Source organism: Paenibacillus sp. sgz302115, assembly GCF_056120445.1.
In genome coordinates this window covers 345,192-361,574 of sequence record NZ_JBVYOK010000004.1, presented here as the reverse complement: position 1 = coordinate 361,574, position 16,383 = coordinate 345,192, and the positions used below count along the sequence as shown (strand labels likewise).

Below are 16,383 nucleotides of genomic sequence, written 5' to 3'. Positions count from 1 at the left end.
CAGCGTTCGTCCTGAGCCAGGATCAAACTCTCCAATAAGGTTTTTTCGAGCGATCCTTCACCCGAATTGCTTCGAGAAAAGAACCAACCGAAACGTATTAGAAAGAGCGATTCGCTCATTTTGAAACATCTGACGAGAATTTGCATTCTCATTTTTGGACTTCACTTTCGTGAAATCCCACTCACTCGTTGTTCAGTTTTCAAAGATCAAGCTCGTTGTCGGCGACGATGTTCTCGTCAGCAGCAACTCTTATACTATATCATGTTCGACCGATTAATGCAAGCTCTTTTTTTAATTTCTTTTCGAGCTCAGCGTTTAACTTTCTTGGCCGGAATAAGAATATACCATGTATAGAGATTCATTGCAAGCATTTATTTAAAACTTATTTGTGTTTACTCCGCATGGCCCGTTTCTTGCTTTGATATCATAGTCTGATGTGAAACTTTATTCAAGTGTTAACGTCCATGATTGTATCTTCCCCCTTTAAGCAAGAAGGATACGTGTTACGAAAGAGGTGACTGCTTTTTGAAAAGAGTTCACGACTTCTAGCTTCCCTTCCCCGCAAGGAGGTTAGAGTCACAATGAGCAGAAGTGTAAAGAAACATCCGGTATGGAACGACCAGCGATCCCCAGGCTCTGTCTGGGCTAAAAGACAGGCGAGCAAAGCCGTCCGCCGCTATACCCGCGGGATCTCTGATGGTAAATGGTACAGAAAGGTCTACTGCCCTTGGAATATCCGCGATTACAGCTTCTACAAAACCAAGCAGCAGGCGATTCAAGAATGGGAAACCTCTGACTGGAGAAGACTTAGAACACCTACGTTAGCTGAGGCTATCCAGAATTGGAGCAAGGATTACCGCAGGAAGTAAGTAAAAAGAACCGCCGGCAGGGAAGCGCCGGTGGTTCTTTTTTGTCATATAAGTAAGGTCACAGATGGATGCCGAATGTTGCAATCTCGCATGCACCCAGTTGCAGATGATGTTCTGTATCTCTGGACTCAGGCAGCGGATTCGTACTCTCTTCTAGGATGCCTGTCTTGTACAGATGTTCATGGGTAAGCCCCAGCTTCAGCTCCAGGTCTGCTTGCTGGCCGCTCATGTTGTACCAGCGCAGCAGGAGGTCAGCGGTATGCTCGTTCATTTTCATGGAGGAGAATGCTGCTTCTGTACTCTTCCAACTTAATGGAGAATACCCGGAGGCAAGTACTCCTGCATGTACACCTGTCTGGAAGACGGTCCACGGCGTCTGGAACTGATAAGCTTCGGCATAGGCGCCTGAAGTTATCCCATCCCCGGTATGCGGAATCAGCATTAGCTGAGCGGTATGCTCGCCCAGGCACTGCGCCTCCGGTGTCGGGAACCAGCCCCAATCTCCCAGCTCGCCCACACTGCGCAGCAAAGTAACAGCTATCGTATTGCGCCCGTCACGCAGCACTTCGTATTCGTTCAAACCGAGATTGGCTACCGTCATGCCTGCTTCTGTACTGCTGACATCTACAAAAGCCTGCTGATGCTGTGTATTGCTCGGGTTCAGCCATTCTGCTGCAGGTTCGTTGTCCCGCTTGGTGATTTCGAACATGGAATCTGCATGATGCACCGCTGTTTGCAAATCTGTAGGAAACAGCATGCGTACCCGGTGATCCTTGGCCGTATTATTGATCGTCGATTCAATGTGCAGCCCCTTGCCCTCACGCTCCAGAGAAATGACAGTGCGAAGCTGCAAAATCACCGTTTCGCTGCTGCGCTGTGCTTTGCGCTCCGGATAGTATACTAATGCGCGCTGCTCCTCATTCAATTTAGCATCTGCCGAGGCGGGAATTTCCCAGCTATGCTTAATCTCAATTGACGCCCGGAAAGGAGTGTCTTCGAGTACTGTGATTGCTGCATTCAGCCCTTTGGTAGTCAATGGAGTCTCGCCATTAGGCTGTCTGTACATATACTCATTGCCGATATCTCCGGTATTCTCATAAACACCAAGATCACGATACACAGCTCCGCTCTGCTTGTGACTAAGGCTGAAGGAGCCATCCGCAGACACTTCCACACGGATCACTGCGTTCTCCAGCACATGTTCACTGCTGAAAAGAGAAGCTTGCTGCGCCGCAGGAGCTGCTGCTTGCTGTGTGATCCAGGCATAGGTGCGGAGTCCAAGTGCCGGAACCTCGGCCGCTGCGAAGGTGAGTTTCACTTTGCGGCACATGTAAGGCTGGCGGAACTTGTCATCCGGCAGATCATAGCCAAATTCCAGACCCAAATCCTCTACGGTGCAAGCCAACACGTTGCCGCTGTCATCCACCAGTACACGGCCGGAGAGATCTGTCTCCTGCATTCTGCGCGAGGTTTCTTCCAAGCCATAACCTTCGCGCAGATATAAGCGGGCTGCGTCCAGCTCGACACTGACAGTCCCCGTGCGGCTCCAGCCGGTGGTATTCATCACCACGAAGGGAACAGCCTCACCTTTATCTGAATATCCGTCAAAAACAGAAGTATCCACAGCATCGGCGATAAATCTGGCGCTTTCTTCGATGATGCTCTCTGCTACATGGCGGCTTTTATCAAAACGGGTTACCATCTCGCGGTGAACCTCATCCACGCTGCAGCCGCAGATGCTGTCATGCGGATGGTTCTGCATCAGCGTCTTCCAGGCGTAGGTGAACAGATGATGCGGATAGTCTTTGCCGGTAAGCTTGGCGATGGAGGCTAGTGGCTCGGCTATTTTTTCAAGGAGGGTCTGGCCCTTCTGGTTCATCTGCTTCAGATATACACGTGCCGAGGCCGTATTGACCAGTGTGCCCCACCCGTCAGTCCGCTGGCTGCGCAGCTCGCCGGTGACGGAAGACAGTTCACGCCCGTTATGCTCCAGATCAGCATTCAACGCGTCCAGGTAATCCGGGAAGTTCGAATGAACGAACTCTACCTCCGGGTACAGCGCCTGTGCTGTGGCAATCGCCTCCGGCAAATCAAGCTGCAGCGGCTGATGGTCGCATCCATTCATGAACAACAGCTCGCCTGTGGAAGCATATTTCTCAGCATCCGCCAGCTTGCGGTCCCAAAACTCCCGGGCACCCGCTTCGTCCGCAGGAACCTCATTGCCGTTGGAATACCAGTTGGCGAAAAGAATGCCGAGGATCCGGGAGCCGTCCGGCCCTTCCCAGATCAGCTCGGAGAAGGATGATTCATAACCGCTGTCCGATACGGTATTGTTGAAGCCAGTCGGCTTGACTCCTCTGCCGAAGAAGGCGTTCTTGATGCCGGATTGGAGCATAAGCTGCGGTATCTGACCGACGAGGCCGAAGGTATCGGGGAAGTAGCCGATTTTGGAAGGCTCGCCGTATTTCAGGGCATCCTGATGGCCAATCTGCATATTTCGCACGTTGGCTTCGCCGCTCGTAAGGAACGCATCCTGCAAAATGTACCACGGACCGATCAGAATCCGGCCATCCCGGATGTGCCGCTCCAGACGCTCCTTGTTCTCCGGGCGGACCTGGAGGTAATCCTCCAGAATAATAGTCTGCCCATCCAGATAAAAGCTGCGGAAGGCCGTACTGCTGTCCAATTTATCCAAAAGTGCATCCACCAGTTCTACCAGACGCACATGATGCTTCTCATAGGGCAAATACCATTCCCGGTCCCAGTGGGTGTGGGAAACGATATGCGCGGTTTTTTTCTTCGTCATGAATCCCGTCTCTCCCCTTAAATCTTGCTTAATGTATTGTAATCGCAGTTTCTCCCGCTCTGTACACGGAGATCAGCTGCCCCTGCAGGTCTGCCGCAAACAGTACGGACCGTTCTTTCTCCAGCCTGAAGCTGTAGCTCATGCCAGTCTCCGCGTCTCTAACCTCAATGTCAGCGTCCCAGGCATATTCGGATACGAAAATATAAAGTGCTCCTCCGGCAAAATCCAGCTTGCGCCCGTAGACTCCCGGCAGATCACCGCGCAGGAATAGATGAGTGCTCCACAGCAAGCGGTACAGTCCGGTGATCGGCTCATCGTGGTCATTCAGTTCAAGCGGGAGCGGGCACCAGATAAGGCGTCCCTTGCCGGGTGGAAGATCGATTACGGTATCTCCGGATTCAAGGGAATTATTAGGCGCGGACACCTCTTTTACTTGGACTTCCTTGACCAATTCAGCGATCCGGCGCTGGCCGTAGGATACGGCAACGGTTCTATCACCAAGCTTCATCCGCTCCTCGCACCGCACGTTGCTTAGCTCACACGTACCGAGAATCCCTCCTAGGCGATCGGACGGCTGCCAGTAGGAGTTGAGTCCAAGTGCTCCGGTCACTACAAGCACTGTTCCAATGCGATCTATAAAAGCAATCAGCTGTTCCATCGCGCTATCGTCCAAATTGTGCGCACTTGGCAGCAGAATCAGGTTCGGCGGCTGAGCCTCCAGCGCTTCCAGGCCATATTCCGAAACCGCCCGGAATGGCAGGTGCAGCATTACTTCGGGAGCAAGGAGCCGCAGGTTCAAATTCTGTCGTCTCTATTATGCCTTAATGTTATGGCCTTGCTACTGTTCATTGATGCTATTCCTCAATCTCCAAAGGGAACTCCCTCATATATTTAAGCAATTCATCTACGGTGGTGAAGGCAAGGCCCGTAACGGTATCCGCACACCCGTAGTAGATAGCGATCCGTCCTGTAGCAGAATCTGTCAAAGCCGCGCAAGGGAAGGTCACATTGGGCACATCTCCCACACATTCGTACAACTTTTCCGGTCCAAGAATATAATTGCGCGAACGGGCTTTCACTTTCCAAGGCTGATCCAGATCCAGGAGCGCACAGCCCATGCGGTAGACAAATCCATTACATGTGTTGATTACGCCGTGATAGATGAGCAGCCAGCCCTCGCTGGTTTCAATCGGAATAGGACCTGGACCAATCTTCTTGGACTGCCAGGCGGAGGCATCTCCATTCACCGTGCCCATCACATAGCGGTGCTTGCCCCAGAAGGTAAGATCAGGGCTTTCGCTGTAGAAAATATCTCCAAACGGAGTATGCCCGGTATCGCTTGGACGGCTAAGCATGGCATAATGCCCGTTTATCTTCCGCGGGAACAGCACGCCATTGCGGTTATACGGCAGAAAGGCGTTCTCTAATTGATGGAAAGTTTGAAAATCGGTGGTGTACGCGAGTCCGATGGTAGGCCCATGATAGCCGTTGCACCAGGAAATATAGTAACGATCATCTATCTTGCAGACCCGGGGATCATAGCGGTATTCCCGTTTAATGACCTCTTCGTCACCTTGGAAGACAATCGGCTCATGCTGGATTGTCCAGTTCACGCCATCCTCGCTGAAGCCTGCAAAGATATCCATGCTGACCGATTTGGAATCGCAGCGGAAGACGCCGGCGAAACCATTCCCAAAGGGGACGACCGCCGAATTAAACACACTGTTGGAGTTTGGGATGGCATCCCGGTTAATGATCGGATTGGCCGAATATCTCCACACGGGTGCGTTGGTGTCTACCGGCTTCTCCTCCCAAGGGATATTTGACAGATTTTCTCCAATAATTGTACTCATGCTCATGTCTCCTTTTCATATAAAAAAGTACCTTACTCCATCTTGTCATCAGTATCCGAAATAACTTAGAGAATTCCTTCCTGTAGCGCCCGCCAGATCAGTTGGGAAAACAGGCTGTTCGACCAGGCGAACCAGCTGCGGGTGAACACGGATGGGTCGTCCGCATGGAAGCCTTCGTGCATGAAGCCGGTATCGGCGTCCGTTGCTTCCAGCATGCTGATCACCGCCAGCTTCTCTTCCTTGGTGTCCGCCGTTATCCCTTGCATCGACAAGGCCATATGCCAGATATAGTTCTTGGGTGTGTGCGGACTGCCAATGCCTTTGGCAGCTGTTCCTTCATAATAGAAAGGATTTTCTTTACTGAGCGCAAATCGTCTGGTGTTCTGATAGATCGGATCATCGTTCTTCAAATAGCCAAGATACGGAATGGAGATCAGTCCGGGGGTTCCGGCATCATCCATTAGGCAGTAATTGCCGAAGCCGTCGGTCTCGTAGGCATAAATTGGCCCGAATTCAGGATGGCGGTAAATCCCGTACAGCTTGATGCCGTGATCAACCTCGAACTCCAGCTCCTTCAGCTCGGCGAGCATATCCATGTCGCGGAATACCCACTCGGCGAACTCCTGCATCTGGCGCAGCGCTACAACGGCAAACATGTTGCCGGGAATGTTGTAGTGGAAATCGCAGGCATCGTCACTGGAGCGGAAGCCGGACCAGATCATTCCTGTATAGTTCACCGGCATGCCGAGTCCGCTGTTACGCAGCGAATCCTCAGGGATGCCATTGTTGCGGCTGAAGCGGTAGGGCGATTGCTCGAAGTGGCGCTGCTCTCTTTTGAACAGATCAATAATGGTACGCAGGGCGGACTTGAATCCGGCATCGAAGAAGTCGGTTACGACGGTCTCCTTCCAGTAGGTGTAGGCCAGACGCACAACGAAGCAAAGTGAATCTATCTCGAACTTCCGCTCCCAGACCCACGGGGACATCTCGGTGACATCGGTGGTGTTCCAGTGCCAGTCATTGGCATATTCGTTAAAAGCATTGGCGTACGGATCAATGTGGATGTACTGGATATGACGTTTGATCAGGCCGCCGATGATGCGCTGCAGCTCCGGGTCATTTTTGGCCAGCGGTACATAATGGATGACCTGTTCCACCGAATCGCGCAGCCAGGAAGCCGGGATATCTCCGGTGATGACAAAGGTTGTGCCATCATCAAGCAGCTTGGTTGTCGTCTCGAGTGTGTTGGGAAAACAGTTCTTAAATAGCTGCAGCAGCTTTGGCCGGTGGGCCAGCTTCTCTTCCGCTTCGGCCAGAACCTCCTGTACCGCTTGAGGCAGCTTAAGTTTCGACATGGGGATCTTAGGCAATCTGAATTGTTCCAAGGAAAGTACACTCCTTTGTTCATGTAGTAAGGGTTGAGCATATGCATGCTGGGATATGGATAGGAGTGGCTGAAGCCTGGTCTATGAGACGAAGTGGAAAAACTCCAACTATTCCAGCCCATTAACAGCTCGAACCATCGTTAGATGGAAAAAGGTTACCTAATCAGAGCTTTCAAGCCGCTAATCCTAAAAATCCATCAATTTAGTTGTAGAAATTCCCACTAGCTGCCGCCATGAATGGGATTTAGGCAAAATAGCTGTACAAATTCCAACTTGGCGGCTGATGTGGGGTTAAGCAGCAATACCGGCTAGCGAATGTAGATAGTCTTGATCTCAAAGGGAGCAAAATGCAGCTCAAATTCACCTTGGTGGTGAGCTACGGGTTCAAGCTGCTGTTCCAGCGCATTGGACAGATAGATTTCGCTAAAAGGCTGCTTCCAGCTAAGCTTCACGGCTTCGCGTCCGCCGGAGGATTCATAGAGCCGCAGAATGCTGCCCTGTCCATCCTCAGATGGCTTCACCGTATCCAGCACAACATGCTGCCCATTGAAGCCGATTAATGCTCCAGTGGATGGCAGTTGTCCAGTCTTCATAGTCACTGCAATGGCCGGCACTTCATGATTCAGTTCCGCTGCCTTTCGCAGCGTGTGCGCACTACGCCAATCCCCTTCATGGGGATATAAGGAATAGGTGAAGTCATGGCTGCCCAGGTCAGCAGTGACATCCGGCCATTTCGGCGCGCGCAGCAGAGATAGGCGGATTGTGCTGCCTTGAACGTCATAGCCGTATTTGCAGTCATTCAGCAGACTGACGCCATAGCCATGCTCGGACACATCGGCAAAACGATGACCGCACACCTCATACTGAGCCTGCTCCCAGCTTGTATTGCGGTGGGTCGGGCGCTCAAGCGCACCGAACGGAATTTCGTAGGTGGCTTTGTCAGCAACCACGTCCACCGGAAATCCAACCTTCAACAGCTTGTGGGCTTCATTCCATTCCACATGTGTCTTGAAGTCAATCCTGCGGTCATTCGCATACAGGATCAAATCCTGCGTAATTTCCGATTGGCCCAGCTTCCAGCGGAATCTCAGCACATCCCGGACCGTGCCGGAGTGAAGCACGTATTTCTCCACCAGCTCCGCCTCACCGGCAGGCTGATCTTCATAACGGCTGTCAATATCCCAGGCATCCCAGAGCGTCGGACGGTCATGGAAAAAGTGAAACCGGTTGGCGCGTCCGCCTGGCTGCACGATTTCACGGCCTGCTGTCTTGTCGAACAGGCTGGTAATCTCGCCCCGTTCGTTGAAAGCAAGGCGGTAGTGAAAGGTGTCCCAGCTATCGTGTAGCGGAGCGTGCTCCACTGCCGCCACAGCTTCAGTGGTTTCTGCAGGTGCAGCTCCCTCAGCCTCCAACACAGCCGGTTCTTCGCATCTCAGCCAGATTGTCTTATAGCCAAAGGCCGGGACTTGTGGGACATGGATATAGGCTGTCAGTTGCGCCGGAGATCCGGCGGCAGCAGACGGCTCAGAGACAAGATCAACCGAAAGTGAATGACCGTCTTCGTCATAGGCTGTCCAGGTCAGGTTTGCCGATGTCTTCCCGGCAGTTGTCGCCTTAGTTGGTGTCGTCTTTGCTAATTCCGCATTGCTCAACCCACTATTGTTCAGTCCTGTATTGGTCACTTCCGTACCTGCCAGTTGCATGTTCCCCAGCGCTGCATTCTCCAATTCCGTACGATCCGGCACAGTAATTGCAGCTACCACGTCCCGTGCCCAGCCCAGGCTGTTGAACAGCACATACGGCGTACCTTCGCCCTCTGCCGCCACCTGACCCGCCAAGGACTGAAGACCCGGCTGGAGCGCCGATTGCCCAAGGGTGAACACCTCGCGGTATTCCTTCTCCGAAGTCTCATAGGCTTCGGTGATCGCCGAGCCGGGGATAATGTCATGGAACTGGTTCAGCAGCACCAGCTTCCAGCCTTTATGGAGCTGTTCGGCGCTGCTGCTCCGCTCTTCCGGCTTCATGAAGGAAGCCGCCACTGTCTGCCACAGCTCTGCCTCGCGGTAGAGGATCTCCGCCTTGCGGTTGTTCCGCTTGTTGCGGCCGTGGGTGGTGTAGGTTCCCCGGTGCAGCTCCAGATACAGATCGCCGCGCCATTCCGGCAGCTTCGGCTGCCGTTCCAGGATGCCTGCGAAGAAATCAGCGGGACTGCTGATTTGGCTGGCCGGCTGGCCGACCATCAGCTCCGCCCGGCGGATATATTCCAGCATCTCGCGGGTCACGCCCCCGCCGCCGTCGCCATGACCGTAGAGCAGCATCTGCTCGTTATGGGTCTTTTTCTCGCGGAAGGATTGCCAGTGATCATGCACATCCTTCGGCAATGTATTCTCATTCACTCCATGATTGAGATAGGACAGCATGGCGGTGCCGTCAATGCCGATCCAGTGGAACAGATCGTAAGGGAACACATTGGTATCATTCCAGCCGAGCTTTGTGGTCATGAAATAACGCACGCCGCCATGCCGCAGGATCTGCGGAAGCGATGCGCAATAGCCAAAGGTATCCGGCAGCCATTCAATGTCCGAAGTCTTACCGAATTCCTCCAGGTAGAAGCGCTGCCCGTAGAGCATCTGACGCATCAGCGATTCTCCGCTCGGGATGTTCAGATCCGGCTCCACCCACATGCCGCCGACAAGCTCCCAGCGGCCTTCGCGGATTCTCTCTTTTACCTTGGCGAACAGCACGGGGTCATTGTCCTTGAGATATGCGAACAGCTGCGGCTGGCTCTGGGCAAATTGGTATTCAGGGTATTCTTCCATCAAGGCGTGCACGGTCGAGAAGGTCCGGCTGGTCTTCCGCACGGTCTCCCGGGCCGGCCACAGCCAGGCAATATCAATGTGGGATTGGCCGACCATATGAATGGTGCCTTCCGCATTTCCGCCAATTCCCGCAATGTCTGCACGCAGCTTCTCTTCGAGGGCAGCGACAGCCTTCCCCTCACGGATTACTGCCTCAGATAAATTCAGAAATTCATCCATTACGCGGTATAGGGCTTCCAGCATCCGGGTCCGGCGCATATCTGCTTCAGGCAGCAGAATGGCCGCATCCCGGACAATGATGGTGCTATACATCAAGCTCTGAACCGGAACATTCACGAGCACAAGCTCCGTGCGGATAGCCCGGATCGGCGGCTGAATCACCGCCTGTTGGTTCAGCGGGTCCACCGGCTCCGGGATCGGATCGAACAATTCGATCTCCAGCTCCAGCGGTCTTCCGTCCGGGGAAGCTTCAAGCGTCACAAAGGTATGGTTCCGGTCGAGGCCCTGGCGGGATTCGCCATTGACCCTCAGCAAGCCCTCGCCTCCTGACTCAAAGATCAGACCCGCATGCTGCTGCCCCCATTCACGGGGGATTGCAAGCGTACGGCGGAAAAAGTACGTGGTTCCCTGAACACTTGGAAACAGGCTGAAATCCCCTTCGGTATAAGGGCGTATTCCGTCATATTGGCCCGGCACGGTATATACCGAAGCTTGGATATCCCATTCCTCAAGCGTGCGCTGCTCCAGCCATTGCCGCTCGGACAGCTCGCGTATCAATCTTTTAATCCGCTCCATGTGAACCCTCCATTACCTCAAGCGCGGCTTCCAGCACATCATTTACATGGCTGCCGGCCAGCACCTTGAAGGCTCCCGGTTCCAAGACAGGCTGATAATCCGGGCCGATATATTGCAGTTGCTCCGGACCGACTTCAAATTCCACGATTTGCGATTCGCCCGGCGACAGCGTGATTTTGCGGAAGCCCTTCAATTCCTTGGCAGGTCTCGAAACCTTGCTGGCAACATCGGAAATATACAACTGAACGACTTCAGCCCCTGTAAGCTCGCCAGTGTTAGTCACTTGTACGGTTACCGTTGCGGTTTCGCCCGCAGTGATGGACTGCGGCTCCACCTTAAGCTCAGAGTAGCTGAAGCTTGTATAGCTCAGCCCGAAGCCGAACGGGTAGCGGGGCTGCGAATCCGTTTCGAGGTATCTTTTGCCCCGGGAACGCTTGCCGTTGTAGTACACCGGAAGCTGCCCGGCATCCTTTGGCCAGGAAACCGTCAATCGGCCTGAAGGATTCACCTCGCCGAACAGAATATCAGCCACCGCGTGGCCGCCCTCCTGACCCGGATACCAGGCTTCCAGAATGGCGTGGGCATGCTCCTCAATCCACGGCTCGCTGATCGGACGTCCGTTGATATAGACCACAATTACCGGCTTGCCCAGCTTGTGAATCTCCTGCACCAGCTCCAGCTGCACACCCGAAAGGGCCAGCGAGATCCGGTCGATGCCTTCGCCGCAGTCCATATCGCTCCAGGAATGTTCCGTAACCTTCGAGGCTCCGGTCTTCAGATCAATTGTGCCTTCACCGAAATCGCGGGCACTGGATCCGCCGAGCACCATCACCACGGTATCAGCCTGCGCCGCGCAGGACAGCGCCGCTTCGAAGCCTTCTCTGGAGTCGCCCTTGATCCGGCAGCCGGGCGCGTACAGCACCCGCTCCGGCCCCAGCTTGCTGCACACACCGTCCAGTACGGTAGCGATGCTAGAGCGATGCTGCGGCGAGGTATAGTCGCCAAGCTGATTGTAAGGGGCATCGGCATTCGGGCCGATGACGGCAACCTTGCCGGAGCCACTGGAGAGCGGCAGTGTGCCGGCATCATTCTTCAGCAGAATGATGCTCTCCGCCGCCAGCTTGCGGGCAAGCTCCCGGTGCTTCTCGCTGCCGATGAACTTCTCGGCTGCATCCGGATCGGCATACGGCTGCTCGAACAGGCCAAGCTTGAACTTCAGCTCCAGCACCCGCTGCACGGCGCGGTCCAGAACCTCGATAGCCAATCTGCCCGTGCGGACGGCATTCACTAAGTGCTCGCCGAACATCGCGCCCGACATCTCCATGTCGATGCCGGAGGTAATGGCCTGCACGGAAGCATCCAGTCCATCCTCGGCGACATCATGGCCGGAAGCCAGCATTTCGATCGCGCCACAATCGGTTATTACAAGGCCGTCAAAGCCCCACGCTCCCCGGAGAATATCCTCCATCAGCGCGGTATTCGTCGTGCAGGGAACGCCGTCGATCTCGTTGTAGGCAGGCATAACAGAAACCGCGCCCGCCTCCACCGCCTTCTTGAACGGCAGCAGATCCACTTCAAGCAGCTCGCGCCAGCCCATATGCACCGGGCCGGCATTTCTGCCGCCCTCGGAGCTGCCGTAGCCGACGAAGTGCTTCAGCGTAGCGCCGACACTTTCCTGACTGCTCAGCGATTCGCCCTGCAGCCCCTCTACGGAGGCGACGGCCAGCTCACTGATCAGGTAGGCATCCTCGCCGAAGCATTCCTCCGTGCGGCCCCAGCGGGGATCGCGCACTACATCCAGCACAGGCGAGTAGGTCACTGTACCACCCTGGCTGCGGGTCTCCAGCGCCACCGCCCGGCACATCTCCCGGTACAGGTCCACATTCCAGGAGCTGCCCAGCGAGAGCGGCACCGGAAACACTGTAGCGCCAATCGCCATATGCCCGTGCGAGCATTCTTCCCCGATCAGAATTGGAATACCCAGCCGGGAATGCTCGATGGCATAGCGCTGAATGGCGTTGACCGCCTCCGCGCCCTGGCGCGGAGACAGCCCGGTCGCCAGAGTTACACCTGTCCATGGGTCGGCACGAAGCATGCCGTATAGCGACCCGATGCCCGTCTCCGCCACCTGGCGTTTGAAATCTTCTGTAAGCGTAATGGTTCCATCTGTATGTTCATAGGCCTGCCAGCCGAAGGGCTGAACCAATTGTGCGGCCTTTTCTTCCAAGGTCATTAGTCCCAGCAGCTGCTCCGCCCGTTCCTTGGCCGGTCTGCCCGGATCTTTATAGCTCATTTCTCCACGCCCTTTCTGCTGACACTCTTATTCTTTGACGGCCCCTACTGTAAGACCCTGAATGAAATAACGCTGGAAGAACGGATAAGCAAAAATAATCGGTCCAGTCGCGAGCACGACCATCGCCATCCGCGACGTATCCTGCGGCATGGAGCGCAGCGCCTCCAGGCTGAGCGAGCTGTTGGTGGAGTTCTGCATTATAAACTGCATGCTGGTCTCAATCCGCATCAGCATCGACTGCAGCGGCACCAGATTCGGGTTATCAATATAGAGCAGCGCATTGAACCAGTCATTCCAGTAGCCCAGGGTACTGAACAGGGCAATCGTAGCAAGACCAGGCAAGGACAGAGGCAACACAAGTGTCAGGAAAATGCGGAATTCGCCCGCGCCGTCGATTTTACCGGATTCAATGATGGCATCGGGAACGCTGGTGCTGTAAAACGTCCGCAGAATCATAATGTAAAAGGCGTTGACCGCCAGCGGCATCACAAGCGCCCAGATCGAATCCTTGAGTCCCAGGAACTGCGTAACGATGATGTAGGTCGGAACGAGCCCCCCGTTGAACAGCATGGTGAAAAAGGCAAAGAACGCAAAGAAATTGCGGTATCTGAAGCTTTTACGCGAAATGGCATAGGCATAAAAAGCAATAAACAACAGGCTGATCAGCGTACCGAGTACGGTCACGAGAATGGTTACCCCGTAAGAACGCAGCAGCATATCGCCTGACTCGAATACATATTTGTAGGCACCAAGACTCCATTTGGCCGGAAACAGACTGTAGCCATCCCGGGCCAGCGTACCTTCATCCGTGAAGGAAATGATCACTACAAAGATAAAAGGAAAGACGCACAGAAAAGCAAAAATGCCGGCAAACAAATTGAACAGCACATTCCAGGTCTTGGAGAGCTTGTGAAAATCGCGTTCTTTTTTGACTAGTGTGGACATCTGGTTCACTCCTTTCGCCCTGATTAGAATAAGGCGCTGTCCTTGTTGAATTTGCGCACGATGAAGTTCGAAGTAATAACAAGCACAAAACCGACAACGGATTGATACAGACCTGCGGCAGTGCTCATGCCAATCTCACCTGTAGATTTGAGGCCTTGGTAGACATAGGTGTCGATAACGTTCGTAACACTGTAGAGCGTCCCGGAATTGCGGGGAACCTGATAGAACAAGCCGAAGTCGGCGTAAAAGATTTTCCCGATGGCGAGCAGCGTCATAATGGTGATAATCGGGCTTAAGAGCGGCAGTGTAATGTTCTTGATCTGTTGGAACTTGCCTGCACCGTCGATCATTGCAGCTTCATACAGCGATTTGTCGATACCCATGATAGCGGCCAGGTAGACTACGCTGTTGTAGCCAAGCGCTTTCCACAGATACACCAGTATCAGGATGAGCGGCCAGTATTTTTTCTCAGAATACCAATTGATCGGCTCAGCGCCAAAATAACTCAGGATCTGGTTCAACACACCGCTCTCGGAGCTGAGAAAGCTGAAGGCAAAGTAGCCTACGACAACCCATGACAGAAAATACGGCAGAAACATGCCGGTCTGATAGACCTTAGCAAGTCTTTTGTTGGCAATCTCCGCCAGCACAATCGCCATCGTCACCGACAGTACCAGCCCTAGCAGAATGAAAGCTGCATTGTATAAAAGCGTATTGCGGGTGATGACATACGCGTCGTTTGTGGTGAACAGAAATTTGAAGTTGTCCCAGCCCACCCACTTGCTGTTGATGATGCTGGCCCAGAAGCCCTCACGGCTGTAACGGTATTCCTTAAAAGCAATGACCGTTCCCACCATCGGCAGATATGAGAAAAAGAGGAACCACAGCGCGCCCGGTAGGACCATGAGCAGCATAACTTTGTTTTTGATGATATTTCGGATGAATCCGCCAACACTTTTCACGTGGAGCCCTCCTTAACTGTAAAGAAGACCGGGCAAGAGGCTTGGCACCCGCCCGATCTTCCTTAAATGAATGAATTATTTGTTGTTCGCGGCTTTCCAGGCGTCGATTTGTGTCTGTGCTTCTGCGATGATTTTGTCGAGACCTGCAGCTTTGAATTTCTCAATCGCTTTAGGCAGATATTCGTCAGGATCTACGGTTCCCGTCATGAGCGGAGCCCAGAATTCTTCCTTCACGTTCTGCACAGCGGCGATTTCATTCGTTACCTTGGAGGTATCAAAGTTGAAGCCGAGCAGCGGCGCATTTACGCCCGCTTCATTGAATTTCTTGAACTGCTCCCATTTGTCCGCAGGGTCGCCTTCGTTCAAATAGTTGAGCATGATATTGCCCAGGGAGAAGGACGGCATATCATAGTTCTGCGCTTCAGGCAGATTCTTGATCGTAGTGTCGTTGACTTTCTCGTAATGCACGCCTTCGATACCAGAGTCCATCATGTTGCGAAGAACCGGATCGGTGTTGAGCAGGTTGAGGAATTCCATAGCTTTCTCTGGATGCTCGGAGTTGGCCGAAATCGCCTGCATCGAACCCATAACGGACCAGTTGTAGATGTAAGATTCACCGGCAGGAGTCGATACTACAGGATAACCGTAGCTTGCCGTCCACAGATTGTCAGCCATTGGCTGGGTGGTGGCGCGGTCCATGAACCATTTGCCGGATTTGTAGAGGTCATCCACGGAGGTAGTTGTCGCTACTTCCGATGAGAGGTAACCTGCCTTGTAATATTTGTGTACGGTTTCAAGATTGGATTTCAGTTCAGGAGTTTCGAGAATGTTGACGATTTTATAGTCTTTAGTGTCCAGATATACCGCCATTGGCATTTTTTCGATGATATAGTCAAAAGGCAGCACCGGCATAAAATCCTTCACCATCGCGTAAGGCGTGATGCCCGGCTCGTTTTCCTTGATCGTCTTGAGCAAAGGTTCAATGCTCTCCAGTGATTTCACTTTGCTGATGTCCAGCTTGTACTTGTCCACCAGTTCCTTATTGAAGCGCCATACTTCCTGAGCCGGGAGCTCTTTGTTGGCAGGAATAGCGTAGTTATGGCCGTCTACCTTGGAGCCTTCCAGGAAGGCAGGGTCGATGGTATCCTTGATGCCTTTGCCGTACTTGTCAATCAGGCTGTCGAGTTCCAGGAATGCGCCTTTACGGGCATTTTGCACATAATCCAAAGCCCACGAGCTGGTAAACATGATGTCCATAGGCTCACCGGAGGCAACCTTGACCTGCATTTTCTGCGAGTAGTCCCCATAGTCGATCATGTTGACCTTGAGGGTAACATTGATTTTTTCTTTGGTATATTTGTTGACTTCAGCTACGACCATGTCCAGGTCCTTCTGCGGCGCGCCGATGGTATACCAGATCAGCTCAACCGGCTTCTCCGAAGAAGTGTCTTTCGTTTCGGAAGCAGTGTCCTTTGTCCCGGCATTGTTCGTAGCAGCATTGTTAGAACCGCCGCCGCAGGCACTAAGCAGCACCGTGAATGCCATCAGCGATGTCAGTAACAGGGAAAACCGTTTTCTTTTCTTGCTCATTCTTTGATAACCTCCCCTTTATTCACCTCGAATTTTGCAGGAACATCCGGAAGCCTGACCGCCGCC

At 53.4% G+C, this 16,383-nt stretch carries 10 protein-coding genes; 1 reads left to right on the top strand and 9 read right to left on the bottom strand.

All coding sequences use genetic code 11. The features are described 5' to 3' along the window. Window positions 1-581 precede the first annotated feature (581 nt). Complete coding sequence (locus tag AC0LWN_RS11995; RefSeq protein ID WP_474665484.1) at window positions 582-869, top strand: hypothetical protein; 288 nt, start codon at window positions 582-584, stop codon at window positions 867-869. 58 nt (window positions 870-927) lie between these two features. On the opposite strand, the gene AC0LWN_RS11990 is transcribed toward AC0LWN_RS11995, so the two are convergent. The 9 genes from AC0LWN_RS11990 to AC0LWN_RS11950 form a co-directional block, all read right to left on the bottom strand. After that, window positions 928-3,675 (bottom strand): alpha-mannosidase, encoded by a 2,748-nt coding sequence (locus AC0LWN_RS11990; protein ID WP_474665482.1) that lies wholly within the window; start codon window positions 3,673-3,675, stop codon window positions 928-930. Window positions 3,676-3,703: 28 nt separating this feature from the next. Continuing rightward, entirely contained in the window at window positions 3,704-4,474 is a 771-nt protein-coding gene (locus tag AC0LWN_RS11985) for a hypothetical protein (protein WP_474665480.1), read from the bottom strand. A gap of 55 nt (window positions 4,475-4,529) precedes the next feature. After that, complete coding sequence (locus AC0LWN_RS11980) at window positions 4,530-5,528, bottom strand: glycoside hydrolase family 130 protein (RefSeq protein WP_474665478.1); 999 nt, start codon at window positions 5,526-5,528, stop codon at window positions 4,530-4,532. Between the two features lie 65 nt (window positions 5,529-5,593). Beyond that, on the bottom strand, window positions 5,594-6,913 hold the full coding sequence (locus AC0LWN_RS11975; RefSeq protein WP_474665476.1) for a glycoside hydrolase family 125 protein: 1,320 nt from the start codon (window positions 6,911-6,913) through the stop codon (window positions 5,594-5,596). A 308-nt stretch (window positions 6,914-7,221) separates the two neighbouring features. Next, window positions 7,222-10,527, bottom strand: a complete 3,306-nt coding sequence (locus tag AC0LWN_RS11970; protein ID WP_474665474.1) for an alpha-mannosidase — start codon at window positions 10,525-10,527, stop codon at window positions 7,222-7,224. Then, on the bottom strand, window positions 10,514-12,820 hold the full coding sequence (locus AC0LWN_RS11965; protein WP_474665472.1) for a glycoside hydrolase family 3 N-terminal domain-containing protein: 2,307 nt from the start codon (window positions 12,818-12,820) through the stop codon (window positions 10,514-10,516). Before AC0LWN_RS11965 ends, AC0LWN_RS11970 begins: the two co-directional genes overlap by 14 nt. Before the next feature lie 27 nt (window positions 12,821-12,847). After that, a complete protein-coding gene (locus AC0LWN_RS11960) occupies window positions 12,848-13,765 on the bottom strand; it encodes a carbohydrate ABC transporter permease (protein WP_474665470.1) in 918 nt (305 codons plus the stop codon). 23 nt (window positions 13,766-13,788) lie between these two features. Continuing rightward, a complete protein-coding gene (locus tag AC0LWN_RS11955; protein ID WP_474665518.1) occupies window positions 13,789-14,679 on the bottom strand; it encodes an ABC transporter permease in 891 nt (296 codons plus the stop codon). A 123-nt stretch (window positions 14,680-14,802) separates the two neighbouring features. Then, complete coding sequence (locus AC0LWN_RS11950) at window positions 14,803-16,317, bottom strand: ABC transporter substrate-binding protein (RefSeq protein WP_474665468.1); 1,515 nt, start codon at window positions 16,315-16,317, stop codon at window positions 14,803-14,805. Window positions 16,318-16,383 lie beyond the last annotated feature (66 nt).

Excerpts from the sequence above, each read along its gene's own strand:
- AC0LWN_RS11970 (WP_474665474.1), bottom strand. The coding sequence starts at position 10,527 with ATGGAGCGGATTAAAAGATTGATACGCGAGCTGTCCGAGCGGCAATGG.
- AC0LWN_RS11955 (WP_474665518.1), bottom strand. The coding sequence starts at position 14,679 with ATGCTGCTCATGGTCCTACCGGGCGCGCTGTGGTTCCTCTTTTTCTCA.
- AC0LWN_RS11990 (WP_474665482.1), bottom strand. The coding sequence starts at position 3,675 with ATGACGAAGAAAAAAACCGCGCATATCGTTTCCCACACCCACTGGGAC.
- AC0LWN_RS11950 (WP_474665468.1), bottom strand. The coding sequence starts at position 16,317 with ATGAGCAAGAAAAGAAAACGGTTTTCCCTGTTACTGACATCGCTGATG.
- AC0LWN_RS11980 (WP_474665478.1), bottom strand. The coding sequence starts at position 5,528 with ATGAGTACAATTATTGGAGAAAATCTGTCAAATATCCCTTGGGAGGAG.
- AC0LWN_RS11960 (WP_474665470.1), bottom strand. The coding sequence starts at position 13,765 with ATGTCCACACTAGTCAAAAAAGAACGCGATTTTCACAAGCTCTCCAAG.
- AC0LWN_RS11965 (WP_474665472.1), bottom strand. The coding sequence starts at position 12,820 with ATGAGCTATAAAGATCCGGGCAGACCGGCCAAGGAACGGGCGGAGCAG.
- AC0LWN_RS11995 (WP_474665484.1), top strand. The coding sequence starts at position 582 with ATGAGCAGAAGTGTAAAGAAACATCCGGTATGGAACGACCAGCGATCC.